Origin of the sequence: Nocardia neocaledoniensis (assembly GCF_003182135.1) — a bacterium.
In the GTDB taxonomy this organism is placed as follows: domain Bacteria; phylum Actinomycetota; class Actinomycetes; order Mycobacteriales; family Mycobacteriaceae; genus Nocardia; species Nocardia neocaledoniensis.
In genome coordinates, this window is record NZ_QGTL01000009.1 from 93040 (window position 1) to 111286 (window position 18247).

The 18247-nt window shown below is 70.5% G+C and carries 13 protein-coding genes (1 of these 13 cut by a window edge); 6 read left to right on the plus strand and 7 right to left on the minus strand.

The genetic code is table 11. The features are described 5' to 3' along the window. Window positions 1-7248, plus strand: partial view of a non-ribosomal peptide synthase/polyketide synthase gene (locus DFR69_RS22825; RefSeq protein WP_110039670.1) — the final stretch only. It extends 36828 nt beyond the left edge of the window; the window shows 7248 of its 44076 coding nt (coding positions 36829-44076); the start codon falls outside the window, past its left edge; it ends in the stop codon at window positions 7246-7248. A gap of 129 nt (window positions 7249-7377) precedes the next feature. Further along, window positions 7378-7956 carry a Uma2 family endonuclease gene (locus DFR69_RS22830; RefSeq protein ID WP_110039671.1) on the plus strand — a complete coding sequence of 193 codons (579 nt, stop codon included), beginning with the start codon at window positions 7378-7380 and terminating at the stop codon, window positions 7954-7956. Here the strand turns inward: DFR69_RS22830 and DFR69_RS22835 are convergent. Continuing rightward, the gene (locus DFR69_RS22835; RefSeq protein WP_110039672.1) at window positions 7953-8606 is read right to left on the minus strand and encodes a TetR/AcrR family transcriptional regulator C-terminal domain-containing protein; all 654 of its coding nucleotides are present in this window, start codon (window positions 8604-8606) and stop codon (window positions 7953-7955) included. The genes DFR69_RS22830 and DFR69_RS22835 overlap by 4 nt on opposite strands. A 91-nt stretch (window positions 8607-8697) precedes the next feature. Between DFR69_RS22835 and DFR69_RS22840 the strand changes: the two genes are divergently transcribed. Next, the gene (locus DFR69_RS22840; protein ID WP_244198410.1) at window positions 8698-9696 is read left to right on the plus strand and encodes an NAD(P)-dependent alcohol dehydrogenase; all 999 of its coding nucleotides are present in this window, start codon (window positions 8698-8700) and stop codon (window positions 9694-9696) included. A gap of 6 nt (window positions 9697-9702) precedes the next feature. Here the strand turns inward: DFR69_RS22840 and DFR69_RS22845 are convergent, their stop codons facing one another. Beyond that, a complete protein-coding gene (locus DFR69_RS22845; RefSeq protein ID WP_110039838.1) occupies window positions 9703-10839 on the minus strand; it encodes a GDSL-type esterase/lipase family protein in 1137 nt (378 codons plus the stop codon). A 107-nt stretch (window positions 10840-10946) separates the two neighbouring features. Between DFR69_RS22845 and DFR69_RS22850 the strand changes: the two genes are divergently transcribed. Continuing rightward, window positions 10947-11426, plus strand: a complete 480-nt coding sequence (locus tag DFR69_RS22850; RefSeq protein WP_110039673.1) for a MarR family winged helix-turn-helix transcriptional regulator — start codon at window positions 10947-10949, stop codon at window positions 11424-11426. 4 nt (window positions 11427-11430) lie between these two features. Here DFR69_RS22850 and DFR69_RS22855 read toward each other — a convergent pair whose 3' ends face one another. Next, window positions 11431-11991: a CGNR zinc finger domain-containing protein gene (locus DFR69_RS22855; protein WP_110039674.1), complete on the minus strand. Its 561-nt coding sequence runs from the start codon at window positions 11989-11991 to the stop codon at window positions 11431-11433. Between the two features lie 30 nt (window positions 11992-12021). On the opposite strand from DFR69_RS22855, the gene DFR69_RS22860 reads away from it, so the two are divergent. Then, on the plus strand, window positions 12022-12423 hold the full coding sequence (locus tag DFR69_RS22860) for a RidA family protein (protein WP_110039675.1): 402 nt from the start codon (window positions 12022-12024) through the stop codon (window positions 12421-12423). Between the two features lie 10 nt (window positions 12424-12433). On the opposite strand, the gene DFR69_RS22865 is transcribed toward DFR69_RS22860, so the two are convergent. Then, on the minus strand, window positions 12434-13378 hold the full coding sequence (locus tag DFR69_RS22865) for a helix-turn-helix transcriptional regulator (RefSeq protein WP_110039676.1): 945 nt from the start codon (window positions 13376-13378) through the stop codon (window positions 12434-12436). Between the two features lie 62 nt (window positions 13379-13440). Between DFR69_RS22865 and DFR69_RS22870 the strand changes: the two genes are divergently transcribed. Further along, window positions 13441-14595 carry an epoxide hydrolase family protein gene (locus DFR69_RS22870; protein ID WP_110039840.1) on the plus strand — a complete coding sequence of 385 codons (1155 nt, stop codon included), beginning with the start codon at window positions 13441-13443 and terminating at the stop codon, window positions 14593-14595. On the opposite strand, the gene DFR69_RS22875 is transcribed toward DFR69_RS22870, so the two are convergent. From DFR69_RS22875 to DFR69_RS22885, 3 genes are read right to left on the minus strand one after another with little or no spacing between them, the layout of a single operon-like run. Next, window positions 14596-16776: a 5-oxoprolinase/urea amidolyase family protein gene (locus tag DFR69_RS22875; protein ID WP_261774398.1), complete on the minus strand. Its 2181-nt coding sequence runs from the start codon at window positions 16774-16776 to the stop codon at window positions 14596-14598. It lies immediately after the preceding gene. Further along, complete coding sequence (locus DFR69_RS22880; RefSeq protein ID WP_110039677.1) at window positions 16773-17393, minus strand: urea amidolyase associated protein UAAP2; 621 nt, start codon at window positions 17391-17393, stop codon at window positions 16773-16775. The genes DFR69_RS22875 and DFR69_RS22880 overlap by 4 nt, the downstream gene beginning before the upstream one ends. After that, window positions 17390-18136, minus strand: a complete 747-nt coding sequence (locus tag DFR69_RS22885; RefSeq protein WP_110039841.1) for a DUF1989 domain-containing protein — start codon at window positions 18134-18136, stop codon at window positions 17390-17392. Before DFR69_RS22885 ends, DFR69_RS22880 begins: the two co-directional genes overlap by 4 nt. Window positions 18137-18247 lie beyond the last annotated feature (111 nt).

An 18247-nucleotide genomic window follows, 5' to 3' on the forward strand; every position in this document is an offset into this window, starting at 1 on the left:
GCCTTCCGCGCGCCGTCCACCCCGATCGAGGAGATCGTGGCGGGCGTGTTCGCGGACGTGCTCGGCACCGACCGCGTCGGCGCCGACGACGACTTCTTCGCCCTCGGCGGCAACTCGCTGCTGGCCACCCAGGTCGCGGCCCGCCTCGGTGCCGCGCTCGACAGCCGGGTGCCCGTGCGCCTGCTGTTCGAGGCCTCGACCGTGGCCGGTCTCGCGGTGAAGGTCGAGCAGGGCGCGGGCGCCGGTGGGCGCCGCGCGCTGGTCGCCGGGCCGCGCCCGGAGCGGGTGCCGCTCTCGCTCGCGCAGCAGCGCATGTGGTTCCTGAACCAGTTCGACACCAGCTCGGCCGTCAACAACATCCCGGTCGCCGTCCGCCTGACGGGTGACCTGGATGTCGAGGCGCTGCAGCTGGCCGTCGCCGACGTGCTGGCCAGGCACGAGACCCTGCGCACGGTGTACCCGTCGACCGACGGCACCCCGCACCAGGTGATCCTGCCGGTCGAGGGCAACGTGCCCGACCTGACGCCGGAAACCGTCGCGCCCGATGCGGTCCCCGACCGGATCGCGGCGCTGATCTCCACCGGTTTCGACGTGCTCGACGAAGTTCCGTTGCGCGCGAAGCTGATGCGCATCGCGGACGGCGACCACGTCCTCGTCTTCGTGGCACACCACATCAGCGCCGACGGCTGGTCCATGGGCCCGCTGACGCGCGACGTGATGATCGCCTACGCCGCCCGTGCGGCCGGGGAAGCCCCCGGCTGGGCGCCGATGCCGGTGCAGTACGCCGACTTCAGCATCTGGCAGCGCGAGGTGCTCGGCGCCGAGACCGACGAGACCAGCCTGATCTCCCAGCAGGCCGACTACTGGAAGCGCGCGCTCGCCGGCGTGCCGGACGAGCTCAACCTGCCGCTGGACCGGCCGCGGCCGAGCACGCAGTCCTTCGCCGGTGGCCGGGTGCTGTTCCCGATCGACACCGAGATCCACGCCGGACTCTCGGTCATCGCCAGGGAACAGAACGCGACGCTGTTCATGATCGTGCACACCGCGCTGGCGGTGTTCCTGGCGCGCATGTCGGGCACCGAGGACATCGTCATCGGTACCCCGATCGCCGGTCGTGGCGAGGCCGAACTCGACGACGTGATCGGCATGTTCGTCAACACGCTGGCCCTGCGCACGCAGGTCGGCGCCCAGCTCGGCTTCACCGAGCTGCTGAACCAGGCCAAGGAAGCCGACCTGGCCGCCTTCGCCCACGCCGACATCCCGTTCGAGCGCCTGGTGGAACTGCTCAACCCCGAGCGCTCCACCGCGCGGCACCCGCTGTTCCAGGTGGCGCTGTCGTTCGAGAACCTGCCCGACGCCGGCTTCGAACTGCCCGGCCTGTCGGTCTCGGCCGTCGACTTCGACGTCGACACCGCCAAGTTCGACCTGCTCCTCACCGTCCGTGAGGCGCAGCCCGGCGACGACGCGGGCGCCTACGCCGAGTTCTCCTACGCCACCGACCTTTTCGACCGGTCCACGGTCGAGAAGTTCGCGCAGCGCTTCCAGCGCCTGCTCGCGGAGGTCGTCGCCGACACCACCACTCCGGTCGGTGATCTCGAACTCCTCGACACGGTCGAGCGGGCCGAGCTGCTCACCCGCACCGGCGGTCCCGCGGCCTCGACGAAGACCATGCCCGAGCTGCTGGCGCAGGCTGTCGCGACCAACCCGGACGGTCAGGCGATCGTCGCGCCGGGCGATTCGGCCGACACCGGACTGGTCGGCGCGCTCCTCGCGCTGGACGCCGACGAAGCGCAGCGTGCGGGCGAGTCCGGTGTGCTCGCGGCGCAGTCGGGTCGCTCGCTGACCTATGCCCAGCTCGACGCGGCCTCCTCGCGTCTGGCGCGGGTGCTGATCGCGCGCGGTGCGGCACCGGAGACGGTCGTCGCCATCGCCATGCAGCGTTCGCTGGAAACGACCCTGGCCATCTGGGCCGTGATCAAGTCGGGTGCCGCGTTCCTGCCGGTCGATCCGAAGTACCCGGCCGAGCGCATCGCGCACATGATGTCGGACTCGGGTGCGGCGCTGGGCATCACGGTGTCGTCCGAGGTCGGTCACCTGCCCGCGCCCGCCCTGGACGAGTGGCTGGTCCTCGACGACGCGGTGCTGCGCGCCGAGGTCGAACGCCAGTCCGCGGCGCCGATCACCGACGCGGACCGCCGTGGCGCCGTCCGCGCCGGGAACACGGCCTACATGATCTACACCTCGGGCTCGACCGGCCTGCCCAAGGGCGTCGTCGTCAGCCACACCGGTGTGGCCAACTTCGCCGCCGCCCAGGTGGCGCAGTTCGGGCTCGGCAAGGACGCGCGCACGCTGGCGTTCGCGTCGCCGTCGTTCGACGCGTCGATCCTCGAGTTCCTGCTCGCGGTCGGCTCGGCGGGCACGCTGGTCATCACGCCGGTCGGCGTGGTCGGCGGCGAGGAGCTGGCCGAGATCATCGTCGGCCAGGAACTCACCCACGTGTTCCTGACCCCGCTGGTCGCGGCGTCGATGGAGCCCGCGGCGCTGGCCGGGCTGGAAGCGCTGATCGTCGGTGGCGACAAGGCCCCCGTCGACCTGGTCGCCAACTGGCACAGCGTGGGCGCCGATCCGGCGCGGCACCGGTTCTACAACGCCTACGGCCCGACCGAGGCGACCATCGCCACCAACCTTTCCGACGCGCTGCTGCCCGGCGACACCATGAACATCGGTGGGCCGATCGCGGGCGCCACCGTCTACGTGCTCGACAACCGGCTGCGGCCGGTGCCCGAGGGCGTCGCCGGTGAGCTGTACCTGGGCGGTGTCGCCCTGGCCCGCGGTTACCACGCGCGCCACGGCCTGACCGCCGAGCGCTTCGTGGCCGACCCGTACGCCGACGGTGAGCGCCTGTACCGCACCGGTGACGTCGTCGCCTGGCGCACGGTCAACGGCAAGCCGGTCGTGGAGTACGTGGGCCGCAACGACTTCCAGGTGAAGATCCGCGGCTTCCGGATCGAGCTGGGCGAGATCGACGCGGTCCTCACCGCGCACGACGACGTCGAGTTCGCCGCCACGATCGGGCGCACCACCGACGCGGGCGCCACCATCCTGGTGTCCTACGTGCGGGCCACGCCGGGCGCGGCCGCCGACCCGGCCGCCCTGGTCGAGTACGCGGCGCAGCAGCTGCCCGCGCACATGGTGCCCGCCGCCGTCATGGTGCTCGACGAGATCCCGCTGACCCCCGCGGGCAAGCTGGACCGGCGCGCGCTGCCCGAGCCGGTGCTCGCCCCGCGCGAGTTCCGCACGCCGACAAGCGAAGTCGAGGCGATCATTGCCACCGTCTTCGCCGAGGTGCTCGGCGTGGACGCGGTCGGCCTGGACGATTCGTTCTTCGCCCTCGGCGGTGACTCGATCCTGTCCATCCAGCTGGTCTCCCGCGCCAAGGACCGCGGCGTGCTGTTCAAGCCGCGCGACGTGTTCGAGAAGCGCAGCGTGGCCGGCCTGGCCGAGATCGCCGTGCTCGCGGGCGATTCCGAGCAGGTCGTGCTCGAGGAGCTGCCCGGCGGCGGTGTCGGTGACATTCCGATGCTGCCGATCATGCGCCAGATCCTCAGCAGCGGCTCCACCTACGACCGGTTCTCCCAGTCGATGGTGCTGCGCCTGCCGGAGAACATCACCGACGACGTGCTGCACGCCACGATCGGCGCGGTCTTCGACCATCACGACGTGCTCCGTTCGCGGGTCGCCCGGGTCGCGGAGCGACCGGCGGGCGCGGAGGCGGTAGCGGAGCGTAACCACGCAGCGACCTCGGGAGCGGAGCAATTCGACACTGCCGGGGAGTGGGTCTTCGAGGCGCTCGCGCCGGGCGAGGTCGATGTGACCGCGCTGGTGCGGCGCGTCGAGGTGCCGGGCGAGGTCGGCGACGAGGAGCTGTCCAAGCTGGCCAGCGTCGAATACGACGAGGCCATGGGCCGACTCGATCCCGCGAACGCCGCCATGGTGCAGTTCGTCTGGTTCGCCTTCGGCGAGAACGCCGACGGCCCGCGTCGCCGCGACGCGCTGCTCATCGTGGGTCACCACTTCGTGATCGACGGTGTGTCCTGGCGCATCCTGATCCCGGACCTCGGCATGGCCTGGGGCCAGATCGCGGCCGGTCAGCCGGTGGCGCTGCCCGCCAACGGCACCTCGATGCGGCGCTGGGCGCACAGCCTGGTGGAGCAGGCGAGTGAGCGTCGTGCGGAACTGCCGTTCTGGCGCGAGGTCTCCACCACCGCCGATCCGCAGCTGGGCGCGCGGGCGTTCGACCCGAAGGTCGACACCTTCGCCACCGTCGACCGGGTGCAGGTCACCCTCTCGCCCGAGGTCACCGACGCGGTGCTCACGGCGATCCCCGGCCTGTACCACGGCGGCGTCAACGACGGCCTGCTCACCGCACTCGCCCTGGCCGTATCGCGGTGGCGCGGTGACGAATCCGGTACCGCGGCGTTGATCAAGCTGGAGGGCCACGGCCGCCAGGAGGAGATCGTCGCCGGTGCCGACCTGTCGCGCACCGTCGGCTGGTTCACCACCGCCTTCCCGGTCCGGCTCGACCTGGTCGGCGCCGATCTCGACGACGCCTTCGCCGGCGGCGCCGTGCTCGGTGACGTGATCAAGTCGGTCAAGGAACAGATGCTGGCCGTGCCCGACAAGGGCATCGGCTACGGCATGCTCAAGTACTTGACCGCCGAGGGCGCCGAACTGCCGAGCGTCGGCCAGATCAGCTTCAACTACCTCGGTCGCGCGACGGCGGGCGAGATCCCCACCGAACTCGCCGAACTCGGCTGGGTGCCGGTCGCGGACCTGGGCCAGCTCGACGCCGAGATGGACCTGGACATGCCCGCCAACGCGACGCTGGACATCAACGCCATCGTCAACGACGGCGAGGACGGCCCGCAGCTGGGCGCGAACATCGCGTTCCCGACCGGCCTGCTCACCGCCGAGCAGGCGCGCGAGTTCGCGGATCTGTTCGTGGCCGCGCTCACCGCGCTCGCCACGCACGCGCGCCGCGGCGACGCGGGCGGCTTCACCCCGTCCGACATGCCGCTGGTGCGGGTCGAGCAGTCCGACCTCGAGCTGTGGGAGACGAACTACCCGGCCATGGCCGAGGTGTGGCCGCTCTCGCCGCTGCAGGCGGGCCTGATGTTCCACGCCATGCTCAGCTCGGCGACCTTCGACGTCTACACCGTGCAGGCCGTGCTCGACCTGACCGGCACGCTCGACGTCGACCGGCTGCGTGGCGCGGCCCAGGCTGTGCTCGACCGGTACCCGAACCTGCGGACCGCGTTCGTCACCGATTCGGCCGGTCAGCCGGTGCAGGTGGTGCTGTCCGAGCTCGAGGTGCCGTGGCGCGAGGTCGACCTGACCGACCTCCCGGCCGACGAGCGGCTGCCGCGCATGCAGCAGCTGCTGCGCGCGGACCAGGCGAACCAGTTCGACATGGCGACCGCGCCGCTGATCCGCTTCGGCCTCTACAAGACCGAGGAGGAGAAGGCGCACCTGGCGATCACGGTGCACCACATCCTGCTCGACGGCTGGTCGATGCCGCTGCTCATGCGCGACCTGCTGGTGCTCTACGCGGTGCGCGGCGACCTCACCGCGCTGCCGCGGGTGGCCTCCTACCGCAACTTCCTGTCCTGGCTCTCGGGCTGGGATCGGGAGGAGTCGCTGCGGGCCTGGTCGGACGCGCTGGCCGGGGTCGAAGGCCCCACCCAGCTGGCGCCCGCGCCGCGCACCGAGGAGCGGTACGAACTCGACAAGATCATCGTCGAGATCGACAGCGACCGCACCAGGTCGCTGAGCAAGCACGCCGGTGAACTCGGCGTCACGGTGAACACGCTGCTGCAGACCGCGTGGGGCATCGTCGTCGGCCGCCTCACCGGCCGCGACGACGTGGTGTTCGGCGCGACCGTCTCCGGTCGCCCGGCCGAGCTGCCCGGCGTGGAGTCGATGGTCGGCCTGTTCATCAACACCCTGCCGGTGCGGATCCAGATCGACGACCGGATCAGCGCGGAGGAGCTGACCAAGCGGGTGCAGTCCGAGCAGGCCGAACTGCTCAGCCACCACTTCGTCGGCCTCTCCGACATCCAGCGGGTGGCCGGCGTCGGTTCGCAGTTCGACACGCTGCTGGTGTTCGAGTCCTACCCGATGGACAAGGACGCCGTCACCGCCGCGAGCTCGATCGACGGCATGCAGGTCACCGGTGTCGGCCTCGACGACGCGACCCACTACCCGCTCACGCTGGTGGTGATGGCCGAGTCGACCATCGAGATCACGATGAAGTACCTGACCAGTACCTTCACCGCCGACGAGATCCGCACGCTCTCGCAGCGCCTGCTGCGCGTGCTCGACGAACTGCTCGACAACCCGACCGGCCTGGTCGGTGACATCGACATCCTCGACGCGGGCGAACGCGCCCAGCTGCTCGCCGAGTCCGGCGTGACCGCGGCCGCCGCGGCGCCGATCGCGGCGAGCGGGGTCGGCGCGCAGACGGTGGCCAAGGTGCTCGGCGAGGTCGTCGAGGCCGATCCGCAGGCGCCCGCGCTGCTGCGCGGGGACAGCGAGATCGCCTACAGCGCACTGGATCGCAAGTCCTCGCAGCTGGCCCGCGTGCTGATCGCGCGCGGTGCGGGCCCGGGCGACGTGGTCGCGATCTCGCTGCCGCGCGGTGTGGATTCGGTGCTGGCCGCCTGGGCGGTGCACAAGGCAGGTGCCGCGGTGCTGTTCGCCGGTGCGCTCACCGGCGTCGAGATCGCCGCCGCGGGTGCCTCCTTCGGCATCAGCGACGCCGCCGTCGCCGGGGTCGCGGGCGAGTGGCTGGTGCTCGCCGACGTGGAAGCCGAGATCGCCGCCGCCGCGGCGCATCCCGTCTCCTACGCCGACCGCACCCGCCCGCTGTCCGAGGACGATCCGGCCTTCGTGACGGTCACCAGTGGCGAGACCACGACGCTCACCCAGAGCGCCGCGGTCGCCCTCGCCGAACGCCTGCGCGCCACCCACGGCGTCGACTACGAGTCCACCACCTACACCACCCACGCCTCCGGCCCGGCCGCCGTCCAGGAATTCCTGGTCGCGGCGACCGCGGGCGCCCTGTCGGTGCTGCCCGACGGCTCGGTCGAAGACGACCTGGCCGATGGCGAGGTCACCCACTGGTTCGTGGTCGCGGGTGATGCCACCGATGCCGCCGACGGCGAGGTCACGGTGATCGTGGCGGAGTAGTCCCGTCCGCTCGCCTACCTGGTCCGTCCCGGTAGGCGAGCGGAGCGTGCATCCTCCCGGCAGCGGTTAGACTCGACATGGCCGACGCGAGCGGCGCGCGGTGCGTTCGACGAGGTCGGAGGTGTGTGCATGGCGATGCCGTTGCCCCGTGCCGACCGCTGGACCGCCGCGGATCTCGATCGGATGCCCGATGACGGTCTGCGATACGAGGTGCTGAATGGTCAGCTTGTCGTGAACGCCGCGCCCAAGCCGAAGCATCAGTGGCTGATCAAGCGGTTGAGCCGCGTTCTCGATGCGGTCGTCCCCGACGGATACGTCGTTCTGGATGGTGTGGGCGTGCTCATCGGCGACGACGAGCCGATTCCCGACCTGATGGTGGCCAGGGGGCCCATCGACTGGGAAGGGCGCGGAGTTCCGGTCGACCAGGTCGAATTGGTCGTCGAGGTCGTCTCGAAGTCGACCACCCTGCAGGACCGCATGGTGAAACCTGTGCTCTACGCCCAGGCGCACATCCCGGCCTACTGGCGTTTCGAGATCAACCCCTTCAAGAGTCAGCTCGCCGCTGAACACCTGCCGGTGCTGTTCGCCTACGCGCTGGACACCGACGAGGATTACGCACTGACCCGCCGTGCGTCGGCGGGCGCCCCGGTCACCCTGCGCGCTCCGTTCGAGGTGACCTTCGACCCGGGTGAGCTGCTTCCGCGTTAGGGTTGTCCGTTTCGGCGGAGCAGGTCGGCGAGGCCGTCGAGGAGCAGGTCGAGGCCGAAGGTGAAATCGGCGGTGCCGGTGTGCGTTCCGGCGATCACCTGGGTGGCCAGTGTGTGCATGTGCGGGTGGGTCTCGTGGGGGATCAGGGGGAGGAATCGTGTTGCGGCCGAGACGTATTCGGCGGCTTCGAGGGGAAAGTTGATGGCCTGCAGGGTGAAGCCGTAGATGTGGGAGTCCAGGGCGTTCCAGGCGCGGTCGGCCTGTTCGTAGGTGAAGCCGGCGCTGACGAGGCAGCCGAGGGTGGCGTCGACGTAGCGGAGCATGGCCGGTCCGACGTTGACGCGCGAGCCGAGCAGGCCGGTGGCCCAGCGGTGACGGAGCAGGACCTCGTGGGCTGAGGTGGCGCGGCGGCGGAGCTCGGCCCGCCAGTCCCCGCCCGGCGCGGGGACGTAGATCTCGGACACGACCAGGTCGACGAGGCCGTCGAGCAGATCGTCCTTGTTGGCCACGTGGTTGTACAGCGACATCGCCTCCACGCCGACCGTTTTGGCCAGCTTGCGCATCGACAGCGCGTCGAGACCGTCCTCGTCGGCGAGCTCGACGGCGGCGCGCAGGACCCGGTCCCGGGTGAGTGGGGTGCGCGACGGCATGGCGGTTCCTCCCTTGACCTACTTACGGCGTAAGTGTACCGTCACGCGGTAGATACTTACGCTGTAAGTGCCTGGCTGACGAGGATCGCTCATGACCGACGTGCACACCACTTCGATGACCGCATGGACCGCACCCCGCTACGGCGGCAGCGAGGTGCTCCGCCCCGAGATCCGGCCGCGCCCCACCCCGGCGGAGCGGGAGGTGGTGGTGCGTGTGCGCGCGGCATCGCTGTGCAGCGGCGACCTGCACCTGCTCACCGGCACGCCGTATCTGCTGCGGCTCGGCTTCGGCCTGCGCAGGCCCAAGCGGCCGGTGATCGGCCAGAATCTCGCGGGAGAGATCGTGGATGTCGGCGCGGCGGTCACCGGATTCGCCGTCGGCGACCGTGTCTTCGGCGTGGTGCCCAGCGGCGCCTTCGCCGAATACGCCTGCGCGGCCACCGAATTCCTCGCCCGTGTCCCCGACGGTCTCGACCTGGACGTGGCCGCGTCCATCCCGGACTCGGGCATGACCGCGTTGCAGGGACTGCGCGATATCGGCGAAGTGACCGCGGGACAACGGGTGCTGATCAATGGCGCGTCAGGCGGCGTCGGCACCTTCGCCGTGCAGATCGCGAAAGTGCTCGGCGCCGAGGTGACTGCCGTCTGCGGCACCAGGCATGTCGACATGGTCCGCGGCATCGGCGCGGACACGGTGATCGACTACACCGTCGACGATTTCATCCGCGCCGCGCCGCGATACGACGTCGTGTTCGACCTCGCGGGCAACCGCACCCTCGGTGAGTGCCGCCGCGTTCTCACCGCCGACGGCGTCTTCATCTCCTCCGCCGCTGCCCCCGGTGACAACTGGTTCGGCCCTGTCCGCTGGCTCGGCGCGGTCGCGCTCACGAACCTGTTCGTCGGCCAGACCCTGAAAGCCCTGCTCATGCGACCGGCGGCCGCCGACCTCGACTACCTCGCGGGACTCGCGGCCGACGGGCGCCTGCGCCCGGTCATCGAACGTCGATTCGCTCTGTCCGACACCGCGGCAGCCGTCGCGGCCTTCGCGCGCGGACACGCCTCCGGAAAGACCGTCCTCACCGCGCCGTGAACCGGCTCAGCCGAAGAGCGCGGTGAGATCGACGGTGGCGGCCATGGCTGCGGCGCCGGCGTCGTTGAGGTGCATGCCGTCGCCGCTGTCGAATTCGGGGCGGATGTAGTCGGGGCGCCGCGGGTCGGCGACGGCGCGGTCGACGTCGAACACCGAGTCGAAAACCTCGGTGGTGCGCAGCCATTCGTTCACCGCGTGCCGGGTCGGCTGGGTTTCCAGCAGGGGCATGCCGGGGTAGACGCAGCCCGCGTACGGGCCGATGGTGGCGGCGTGGATGCGGAGTCCGGCCGCGTGCGCGCGGTCCGCGAGCTCGGTGAAGCCGGCGATCAGTTCCGCCGCGGTGGCCGAGGGCTGCCCGCCCATCGCGCCGAGGATCAGATCGTTGATGCCGAAGTTGACCAGGACATCGGTGACCCCGGGGACGCGCACGGCGTCGGAATCGAAACGGCCGAGCCCGGATTCGCCGATCTGCTCGGCGGTCAGGCGGTTGCCCGCGATGCCGTTGTTGACCACCCAGCCGCGGTTGAGCCGGGAGTTGAGCACATCGACCGAGCGCCGATTGGCGCTCAGTGTGGTGCCGACGCCCTCGAACCAGGAGTCGCCGAAGGCCACCGCGATCGGCGGCACGTCGGTGACCAGCACGTCGATCCCCGTGACGAAGAAGCGGTACGGAAGTTCTTGGGCCTCGAGGAGTTCCACGTCGGCGGTGCGCTCGCCGTCGACCAGATAGGCGATCTCGGCAGGCTGATGGGCGAAGGTCGCGAGCCCGGTCGCGGTGGGCAGGTACAGGCTGAGCAGCAGGTCCTCGCCCGCGGTGACCGCGAGGTCGATCGGATCGCTCACCAGTTCGGCGCCCGGATCGATGGTGAACGTGGCCGCGCCGCCCGCGGTGATCACGTGATCGGTGTCGGCGACGAGGGCCGAACCCTCCTTGCGCCGCGCGATCCGGGCGGACCCGATCCGCAGGGGAGCGGTGCCGTAGCGGTTGGTCAACCGCACGCGCAGCGCGTCACCACCGCCCGCCAGGTGGATGACGTGGCGCACGGTCTCGTCGCCGAACTCGCGCGATTCGGCGAGCTTGATCTGCTCGTTCGGGTCGATGACACCGGTCCGGAAGGCGGCGACCCACGTGTTGTCCTGCATGATCACTCCAGTATTTGCCGTGAGGAATATTGCGTATGCATAGATCTACTCCAAGGTATTCCTCGTGTCAACTATCCGCGTAGCAAATATCGGCTAGGGTGAGTGTCATGTCCGTGCACGAACTGTTCGACGACCACCGGCTGACGATCTCCGGCCTGCTCTTCGAGGCGCACAGCGGGCTGCTCGCCAAGCTCGAGCCCACGTGGAAGGCGCACGGGTTGTCCGGACTGGATCTGAACGCGCTGCTGCGGGTGAGTCGATCGCCGCAGCGCCGACTGCGCATGACCGACCTGGCCACGCAGACCGAACTCTCCACCAGTGGGGTGACCCGGCTGGTCGACCGGCTGGCCACGGCGGGTCTGGTGGAGCGCGTGCTCGACCCTGCCGACCGGCGCAGTTCCTACGCGGCGCTGACCGACGCGGGCGCCCAGCGGCTCGAAGAAGTGCTCCCCGACTATCTCGACGCGCTGGAGCGCTGGCTCACCGGACTGTTGACTCCCGAGCAGCTCGACGGCCTGGTCACCGGGCTCCGCGTCATCCGCGACGCCACCAATCCGTCGGCGACCGCGATCGCCGAGTCGTCCTGAGGCGCTAGGTCTCGCGGTACTTGCGGACCTTGGCGATATTGCCGCAGCGGTCCATCGAGCACCAGCGGCGACGGCCGGGCCTGGACGCGTCGACGAACAGGAGTCCGCAGGTCTCCGAAGCGCAGACGCGGATGCGGGCGGCCAGCGGACTCGCGAACAGGTCGATGGCGTCGCGGGCCAGGGTGGACAGGGCGCCCCCGGCCGTGGCGGCGGGATGGTCGCGCGTGCCGTCGGGATTGAGGCGGGGGATCAGGGGCGGTTCGGCCGCTGCCGCGTTGATCGCGTCGATATCGCTGGGCGCCAAGGGGATTCCAGCGGCCGCGCCGAAGGCCGCGCGGGAGAGCGCGTTGCGGAGGCGATGGAACGCGGCGAGGTCGGCGTCGTCGGCGGGCAGGTCGGGCAGCTCGAGGATGACGCCGAGCCAGTGCCCGAGGTCCTCGGCGGTGTGCACGATCTCCCAGACGGCGAGCTCGCCCTCGCCGCCGGTGTGGACGAGATCGAGCGAGACGCGTCCCGTCTGGAACCGTCGCCGTACGGCCGGGGGGAGAGATTTTCGCCCTTGCATGACACCAGTTTAACTGGTTACGGTAGGGCCATGGCAATCGCGACCTATCTCAATCCCGAATCCCTGCACACCAACCCGGCCTTCTCCCAGGTCGTCCGAGTCCCGGCCGGCGCCGACCTGGTCTACATCGGCGGTCAGAACGGTGTCGACGCCACCGGCCGTGTCGTCGGACCCGATCTCGCCTCGCAGGTGAAGCAGACCCTCGACAACCTGCGCGCCTGTCTCGCGGCCGCGGGCGCCGAACCCGGCGACGTGGTGAAGTGGAACCTCCTCATCAAGGAGGGCGAGAGCCTGCAGGAGGGCTTCGCCGCCTTCGGCGCGTCCTGGGGTCACATGCCCAACCCGCCCGCCATCACCTTCGCCTTCGTCTCGGGCCTCGCCGTCGAGGGGGCCCTCATCGAAATCGAGGCCGTCGCCGCCGTCGCCGGCTGACAACTGCGCCCTAGGTCGCCTCGGTGAACCTGGCGGCCAGTGCGCGCAGCCGGTCGACGAGTTCCGGTGGCTCCCGTACGCGGAACGGGATCTCGAAGGACGCCACGTAGATCGCCAGCTCGGTCAGATCGTGGGAACCCGTTCGGAGCAGGCAGGTTTCGTCGTCGATCGGCTCGATCACGCCGACGGTGGGGGCGATGCGGTCGGTGGCCACCGCGGCCGTCGCCGAGAGGACGATGGTCGCCTGGTAGCGATACGGCGCGGTGCTGACGCCATGGGTGACGAATCCGGCCAGATCCTCGGGATCCGCGCGCGGGGTGAAGCGTGGGCCGGTCGGCGTTCTCGGCGTCAATCGGTCGGCCCGGTACGTCCGCCAGTCGCCACGATCGACGTCCCAGGCCACCAGGTACCAGTGCCGCCCGGTGTGGACCAGCCGGTGCGGCTCCACGGTGCGTGCAGTCGTCGCGCCGCTGTGGGTTCGATAGTCGAAGCGGAGACGGTGACTGTCGCGGATGGCGGCGGCGACGGCGGTGAGCACATCGGGATCGACGGGTCCCGCCGCCGAGGGCACCGAGACCGTGGCCGCGTGCAGCAGGCTGATCCGGTGCCGCAGCCGGGACGGCAGCACCTGCTCCAGCTTCGTCAGCGCCCGCAGTGAACTGTCCTCGATCCCGGCCACGCTGCCACCGGCCGCCGTACGCAGGCCGATCGCCACCGCCACGGCCTCGTCGTCGTCGAGCAGCAGCGGCGGCAGTTTCGCGCCGGCGCCCAGGCGATAGCCCGCGACCCCGGGTGTCGCGTCGACCGGATAGCCGAGTGCCCGCAGCTTCTCGATGTCGCGGCGCACCGTGCGCGCGTCGACCTCGAGGCGCCGGGCCAGTTCGGCGCCGGTCCACTCGCGCGGTGTCTGCAGCAGCGAGAGCAGACGGAGCAGTCGAGCCGATGTTTCCAACATGCCGAAAGTCTGCCGCACAGCTAGGGCCGAAGCTGTCCTAAATGGTTCCTATCGTGGAATTCATGAGCGACGACATCCAGCGGTTCCGACTCGACATCCCGCAACAGCAGCTCGACGAGCTGCGCTATCGGCTCGACAACGCGCGCTGGCCCGCGCCGCTGCCCGGCGACGACTGGGACACCGGCGTGCCCACCGGCTATCTGCGTGAGCTGGTGGACTACTGGCGCACCGGCTACGACTGGCGCGCGCAGGAGGCGACACTCAACGCGCTCGGCCAGTTCACCACCGTCATCGACGGCCAGACCATCTACTTCCTGCATGTGCGCTCCGCCGAGCCGAACGCGGTGCCGTTGCTGCTCACCCACGGCTGGCCCGGTTCGGTGGTGGAGTTCCTCGACCTCATCGGCCCGCTGACCGATCCGGCCGCGCACGGCGGCGAGCCGGGGGACGCCTTCCACGTCGTGATTCCCGCCCTGCCCGGGTTCGGCTTCTCCGGTCCGGTCACCGAGACCGGCTGGACGGTGCGGCGGATCGCCGAGACGTGGGTGGAGCTGATGTCGCGGCTCGGGTACGAGCGGTTCGGCGTGCAGGGCGGTGACATCGGCGCGGCGGTGAGCCCGGAGGTCGGCCGGGTGGCGCCGGAGCGGGTGATCGGGGTGCACGTCAACGGTGGCGGCGGATCGTTTCCGCAGTTGCCGTTGCCCGCGGACGTGATGGCGAGTCTCACCGAGCTCGAGCGCGACCGCATCCGCCGGATCGAGGCGTTCATGAACGAGGAGTTCGGCTACATCGCGATCCAGTCGACCCGCCCGCAGACCCTCGCCTACGGGCTGGTCGACTCGCCGATCGGGCAGCTGGCGTGGATCCTGGACAAGTTCCGCGAGTGGACCCATCCCCGGTCGACCGTTCCGGACAAGATCGTCGACCGGGACCGGCTGCTCACCAACGCGATGATCTACTGGCTCACCGCGACACCGGGTTCGGCCGCCTACGTCGGCTACGCCCAGCCGGCGCAGTGGGGTGCGGTGGCCGCGAACTCGGGCGTGCCCACCGGGGTGATCGTGTTCGCCCACGATGTGGCGATCCGCCGGTTCGACGAGGCCGAGAACACCATCGTGCGGTGGACCGACGTCGACCGCGGTGGGCACTTCGCCGCGCTGGAAGAACCCGAACTGCTCACCGCCGACGTGCGCGAGTTCTTCCGCCCGCTGCGCTGATCAGTCCGCGAGTTCGCCTGCCGAGCGCCAGGATTGGCGTTCGGCGGCGAAGGCTTCGGCCTGGACGGCGCGGAAGTCCGCGATGGAGGTCGCGTTGTCGGTGAGGAAGCGGCGGTAGTCGGCGAGACGGAATTCGCCGTCCTCGGTCGTGACGTCGACCTTGCCCGCCGCGAAATCGGCGCGCAGGTCGAGGAGTTCGTCGGCCTCGACCGGGTGCCAGCGGATGCGGTCGAAATAGCGCAGCAGCCAGGGAGTTTCCGTGTCGGTGCCGAATCGGTCGACGCCGGGGCCCGCGGCGCCGGTCGGCCTGGCGCGGTGGTTCCACACCTGGGTGGTGCGGCCGACGAACTGGTAGCCGCCGGGGCCCTCCATGCCGTAGATACACAGGTAGGCGCCGCCGATGCCGACGGCGTTCTCCGGCGTCCAGGTGCGCGCGGGGTTGTACTTGGTGGTGACCAGGCGATGGCGGGGGTCGGTCGGCGTGGCGACGGGCGCGCCGAGATAGACGTCACCGAGGCCGAGCACCAGGTACTCGGCCTCGAAGACCGTGCGGTAGACGTCCTCGACGGCGTCCAGGCCGTTCATGCGGCGGATGAACTCGATGTTCCACGGGCACCACGGCGCGTCGGCGCGCACACCGTGCATGTAGCGCGTGATGGCCTCGCGAGTGGACGGGTCGTCCCAGGACAGCGGCAGGTGGACCGTGCGGCTCGGCACCACCAGCTGATCGGAATCCGGCAGTAGCGCTTCGGCTTCGGCGAGCAGATCGAGCAGCTGGGGGATCGGCAGGACGGCGGGGTCGACCCGGATCTGCAAGGACCGGATGCCCGGCGTGAGTTCGACGACGCCGCGCTGACCCAGGGCGATCAGGTGCTGGTGCAGCGCGTGCACGCGCGCCCGGAGGCCGAGATCCAAAGTGAGCGTGCCGTATTCGACCAGCACACCGTCATCGCCCTGCCTGCGGTAGGTGACGCCGGTTTCGTCGTCGACGGCGGTGCGGCGCAGGATGCCGTCGTCCGCGTCGCGGCCCGCGGACAGGACGGTGCCGAACGAGGCGCGTCGTCGTGGGCCGAGTTCGCTGGCGGGCGCGGCGTGTTCGGACCGGACGGGCACGAAGCGGACCTTGTCGCCGGGGGTGAGTTGTCCCAGCTTCCAGCGGTCGGCCGCGACCACCGTCACCGGGCACACGAATCCGCCGAGGCTGGGGCCGTCGGGTCCGAGCAGGATCGGGGTGTCGCCCGTGAAGTCGAGGGCGCCGATCGAATAGGCGTTGTCGTGGATGTTCGACGGGTGCAGACCTGCCTCGCCACCGTCGGTGCGCGCCCACTCCGGCTTCGGGCCGATCAGCCGGACGCCGGTGCGATCGGAATTGAAGTGGACCTCGTAGTCGGTGCCGATGATGGTGTCGAAGTCCTTGCGGGTGAAGAACTCCGGTGCGCCGTGTGGTCCCTCGGTGACCGCGAGTTCCCAGCGATGCCCGAAGGACGGGATGTCGCTCATCGGGACGGCGGCGGCGAGGCGAGTGGACGGCCCGCCGAGTGTGAGCGAGTCGCCCGCGCGCAGCGCCGCGCCGGTGCCGCCGCCGAACTTGCCCAGCGTGAAGGTCGCCGCGCTGCCGAGGAATCGTTCGACGTCGATGCCGCCGGACACGAGGACGTAGGTGCGCATCCCCGGCCCGCGGATCGCGCCGACATCGAGGAGGCCACCGGCCGGGACCGCCACGGTGCGCCACTGCTCGACCGGAACGCCGTCCACGCGGACGTCGGCGACCGCGCCGGTGACACACACCCACGTCGGCTCGCCGAACCGCAGCGCCGGGCCACCCAGCGTGCATTCGAGACCCGCGGCGCCCTCCGGGTTGCCGAGTATCCGGTTTCCCAGCCGGAAGGACAGATCGTCCATCGGGCCCGAGGGCGGAACGCCGATGTGCCAGTAGCCGATTCGGCCCGGCCAGTCCTGCACGGTCGTCTGCATTCCGGGGCGGATGACCTCCACGACGCGCGTGGGCTCGGTCGCTGCGCCGGTCGGCTCGGCCGCGGCTGAGGTCTCGGCGGTTGCGCCGGGACCCGGCCCGGCGATCGTGCGACCGACGCCGGGCGCGGGCTTCGGGATGACGGCTGTGGAATCCGATCGGACTTCCGGCCGCGCGGTCGCGGCGACCTGCGTGTCCACGAGGCTCATCGCGTCACCACCATGCGGACGGGCGTCGGCTCGAAACCGTTGCACGGGTTGTTGATCTGCGGGCAGTTGGAGACCAGCACGAGCGTGTCGATCTCGGCCCGCAGGGTGACCTTCTTGCCGGGCGCGGACAGCCCGTCGACGATGCCGAGCGTGCCGTCGGCCTCCACCGGCACGTTCATGAACCAGTTGATGTTCGACACGAGATCCCGCTTGCCCAAGCCCCATTCGAGCGCTGCGGTGAGGAAGTTCTCCACGCAGGCGTGCTGATGACGGGTGTGGTGGCCGTAGCGCAGGGTGTTGGATTCCTGCGAGCAGGCCCCGGCGATGGTGTCGTGATTGCCGACCTCGTCGGCGACGACCGTCATCAACGGGGTGCCCGCCTCGGTGCGCAACACACTGCCCGTGGTGAGGAAGATGTTGCGCTGGGCGGCGACGGTGGCCTGCGCGCTGTAGCGGTCGGTGTGGTCGGCGGCCGAGTAGAGCAGGCAGTCGACGGCCTGGTTGCCGTGCAGGTCGATGATCTCGAGCTGATCGCCCGCGCGCACGACAGCCGACCAGGGCGCGTTGGCGGGGACGGTCTCGTCGAGGACGACGGTACGGGTGGTCGCCGTGGTCATGCCAGAACCTCCGTGGTCTGCGCGGCCGCCCAGGCGGCTTCGGTGTTGTCCAGTGCGCGTAGGTATTCGGGATCGTCGTTGGCGGCGCGATCACCCGGCGCCGACCAGGCGAGCAGGTCGAGGTCGCCGGTGGGCCGGTCGTCGAGCGGATGCGCCGCGTTGGCGACCAGGAGCGTCACCGGCAGGTGGATCAGCAGGTCGACGGCGGCCCCGGCGGGGGCGTTGCCGGTGGGAGTGAGCGTGCCGTCCGGCTCCACCCTCACCCCGCGGAACAACCCGATGGACGGGCCGATATCGCGCGGCTCCATGCCCTGCTTGGCACCGGCCAGGTGCAGTTGCCGGCGACCGGCGGGCGTCGGCCCGCACAGCGTGTCGTGCCGCCCGGACGAATCGGCCACCACCGTCGCGAGAACCCGGCCCTGATCCGAGAGCAGCGGATGCCCGACGCCCAGGTACGCCTGCCACGGCACCTTCACGGTATCGGCGACATTCAGCCGCTCCCAGGGGGATTCGGCCCGGAGCAGGAACAGATGCGCGCCGCCGGCGCCGGTGGGGTCGGCCAGCCGCACCCGGGTGCCGCGTCCCAGCACCACATTCGCGTAGCCGCCCGCGGGAATCCGTTGCGCGAAAACGATCGCGGCCGGATCGATATCGGCAGGAGTGTCGGGGCGGGCGATCGTGGCGGCCGCGGCCTGGGCGCGCGCGTGGGCGCGGGCACCGTCGGTGGACTGGGTACTCGTCATCGGTATCTCCTCGGCGAGTGGTGGATCAGGGGCGGAACCCGGCTCGGTCGCGAGCTGGGTGTGGTCGCCGGGGTCGTCCGCGGGTGGCGCGTCGCGGTTCGTCTCGGCGAC

What these genes read in the sequence shown, in the direction of transcription:
- DFR69_RS22830 (WP_110039671.1), top strand. Translation starts at nt 7,378, where the DNA reads ATGGCGATGCCGTTGCCCCGTGCCGACCGCTGGACCGCCGCGGATCTC.
- DFR69_RS22850 (WP_110039673.1), top strand. Translation starts at nt 10,947, where the DNA reads ATGTCCGTGCACGAACTGTTCGACGACCACCGGCTGACGATCTCCGGC.
- DFR69_RS22845 (WP_110039838.1), bottom strand. Translation starts at nt 10,839, where the DNA reads ATGCAGGACAACACGTGGGTCGCCGCCTTCCGGACCGGTGTCATCGAC.
- DFR69_RS22870 (WP_110039840.1), top strand. Translation starts at nt 13,441, where the DNA reads ATGAGCGACGACATCCAGCGGTTCCGACTCGACATCCCGCAACAGCAG.
- DFR69_RS22875 (WP_261774398.1), bottom strand. Translation starts at nt 16,776, where the DNA reads ATGAGCCTCGTGGACACGCAGGTCGCCGCGACCGCGCGGCCGGAAGTC.
- DFR69_RS22880 (WP_110039677.1), bottom strand. Translation starts at nt 17,393, where the DNA reads ATGACCACGGCGACCACCCGTACCGTCGTCCTCGACGAGACCGTCCCC.
- DFR69_RS22835 (WP_110039672.1), bottom strand. Translation starts at nt 8,606, where the DNA reads ATGCCGTCGCGCACCCCACTCACCCGGGACCGGGTCCTGCGCGCCGCC.
- DFR69_RS22885 (WP_110039841.1), bottom strand. Translation starts at nt 18,136, where the DNA reads ATGACGAGTACCCAGTCCACCGACGGTGCCCGCGCCCACGCGCGCGCC.
- DFR69_RS22865 (WP_110039676.1), bottom strand. Translation starts at nt 13,378, where the DNA reads ATGTTGGAAACATCGGCTCGACTGCTCCGTCTGCTCTCGCTGCTGCAG.
- DFR69_RS22855 (WP_110039674.1), bottom strand. Translation starts at nt 11,991, where the DNA reads ATGCAAGGGCGAAAATCTCTCCCCCCGGCCGTACGGCGACGGTTCCAG.
- DFR69_RS22840 (WP_244198410.1), top strand. Translation starts at nt 8,698, where the DNA reads ATGACCGACGTGCACACCACTTCGATGACCGCATGGACCGCACCCCGC.
- DFR69_RS22860 (WP_110039675.1), top strand. Translation starts at nt 12,022, where the DNA reads ATGGCAATCGCGACCTATCTCAATCCCGAATCCCTGCACACCAACCCG.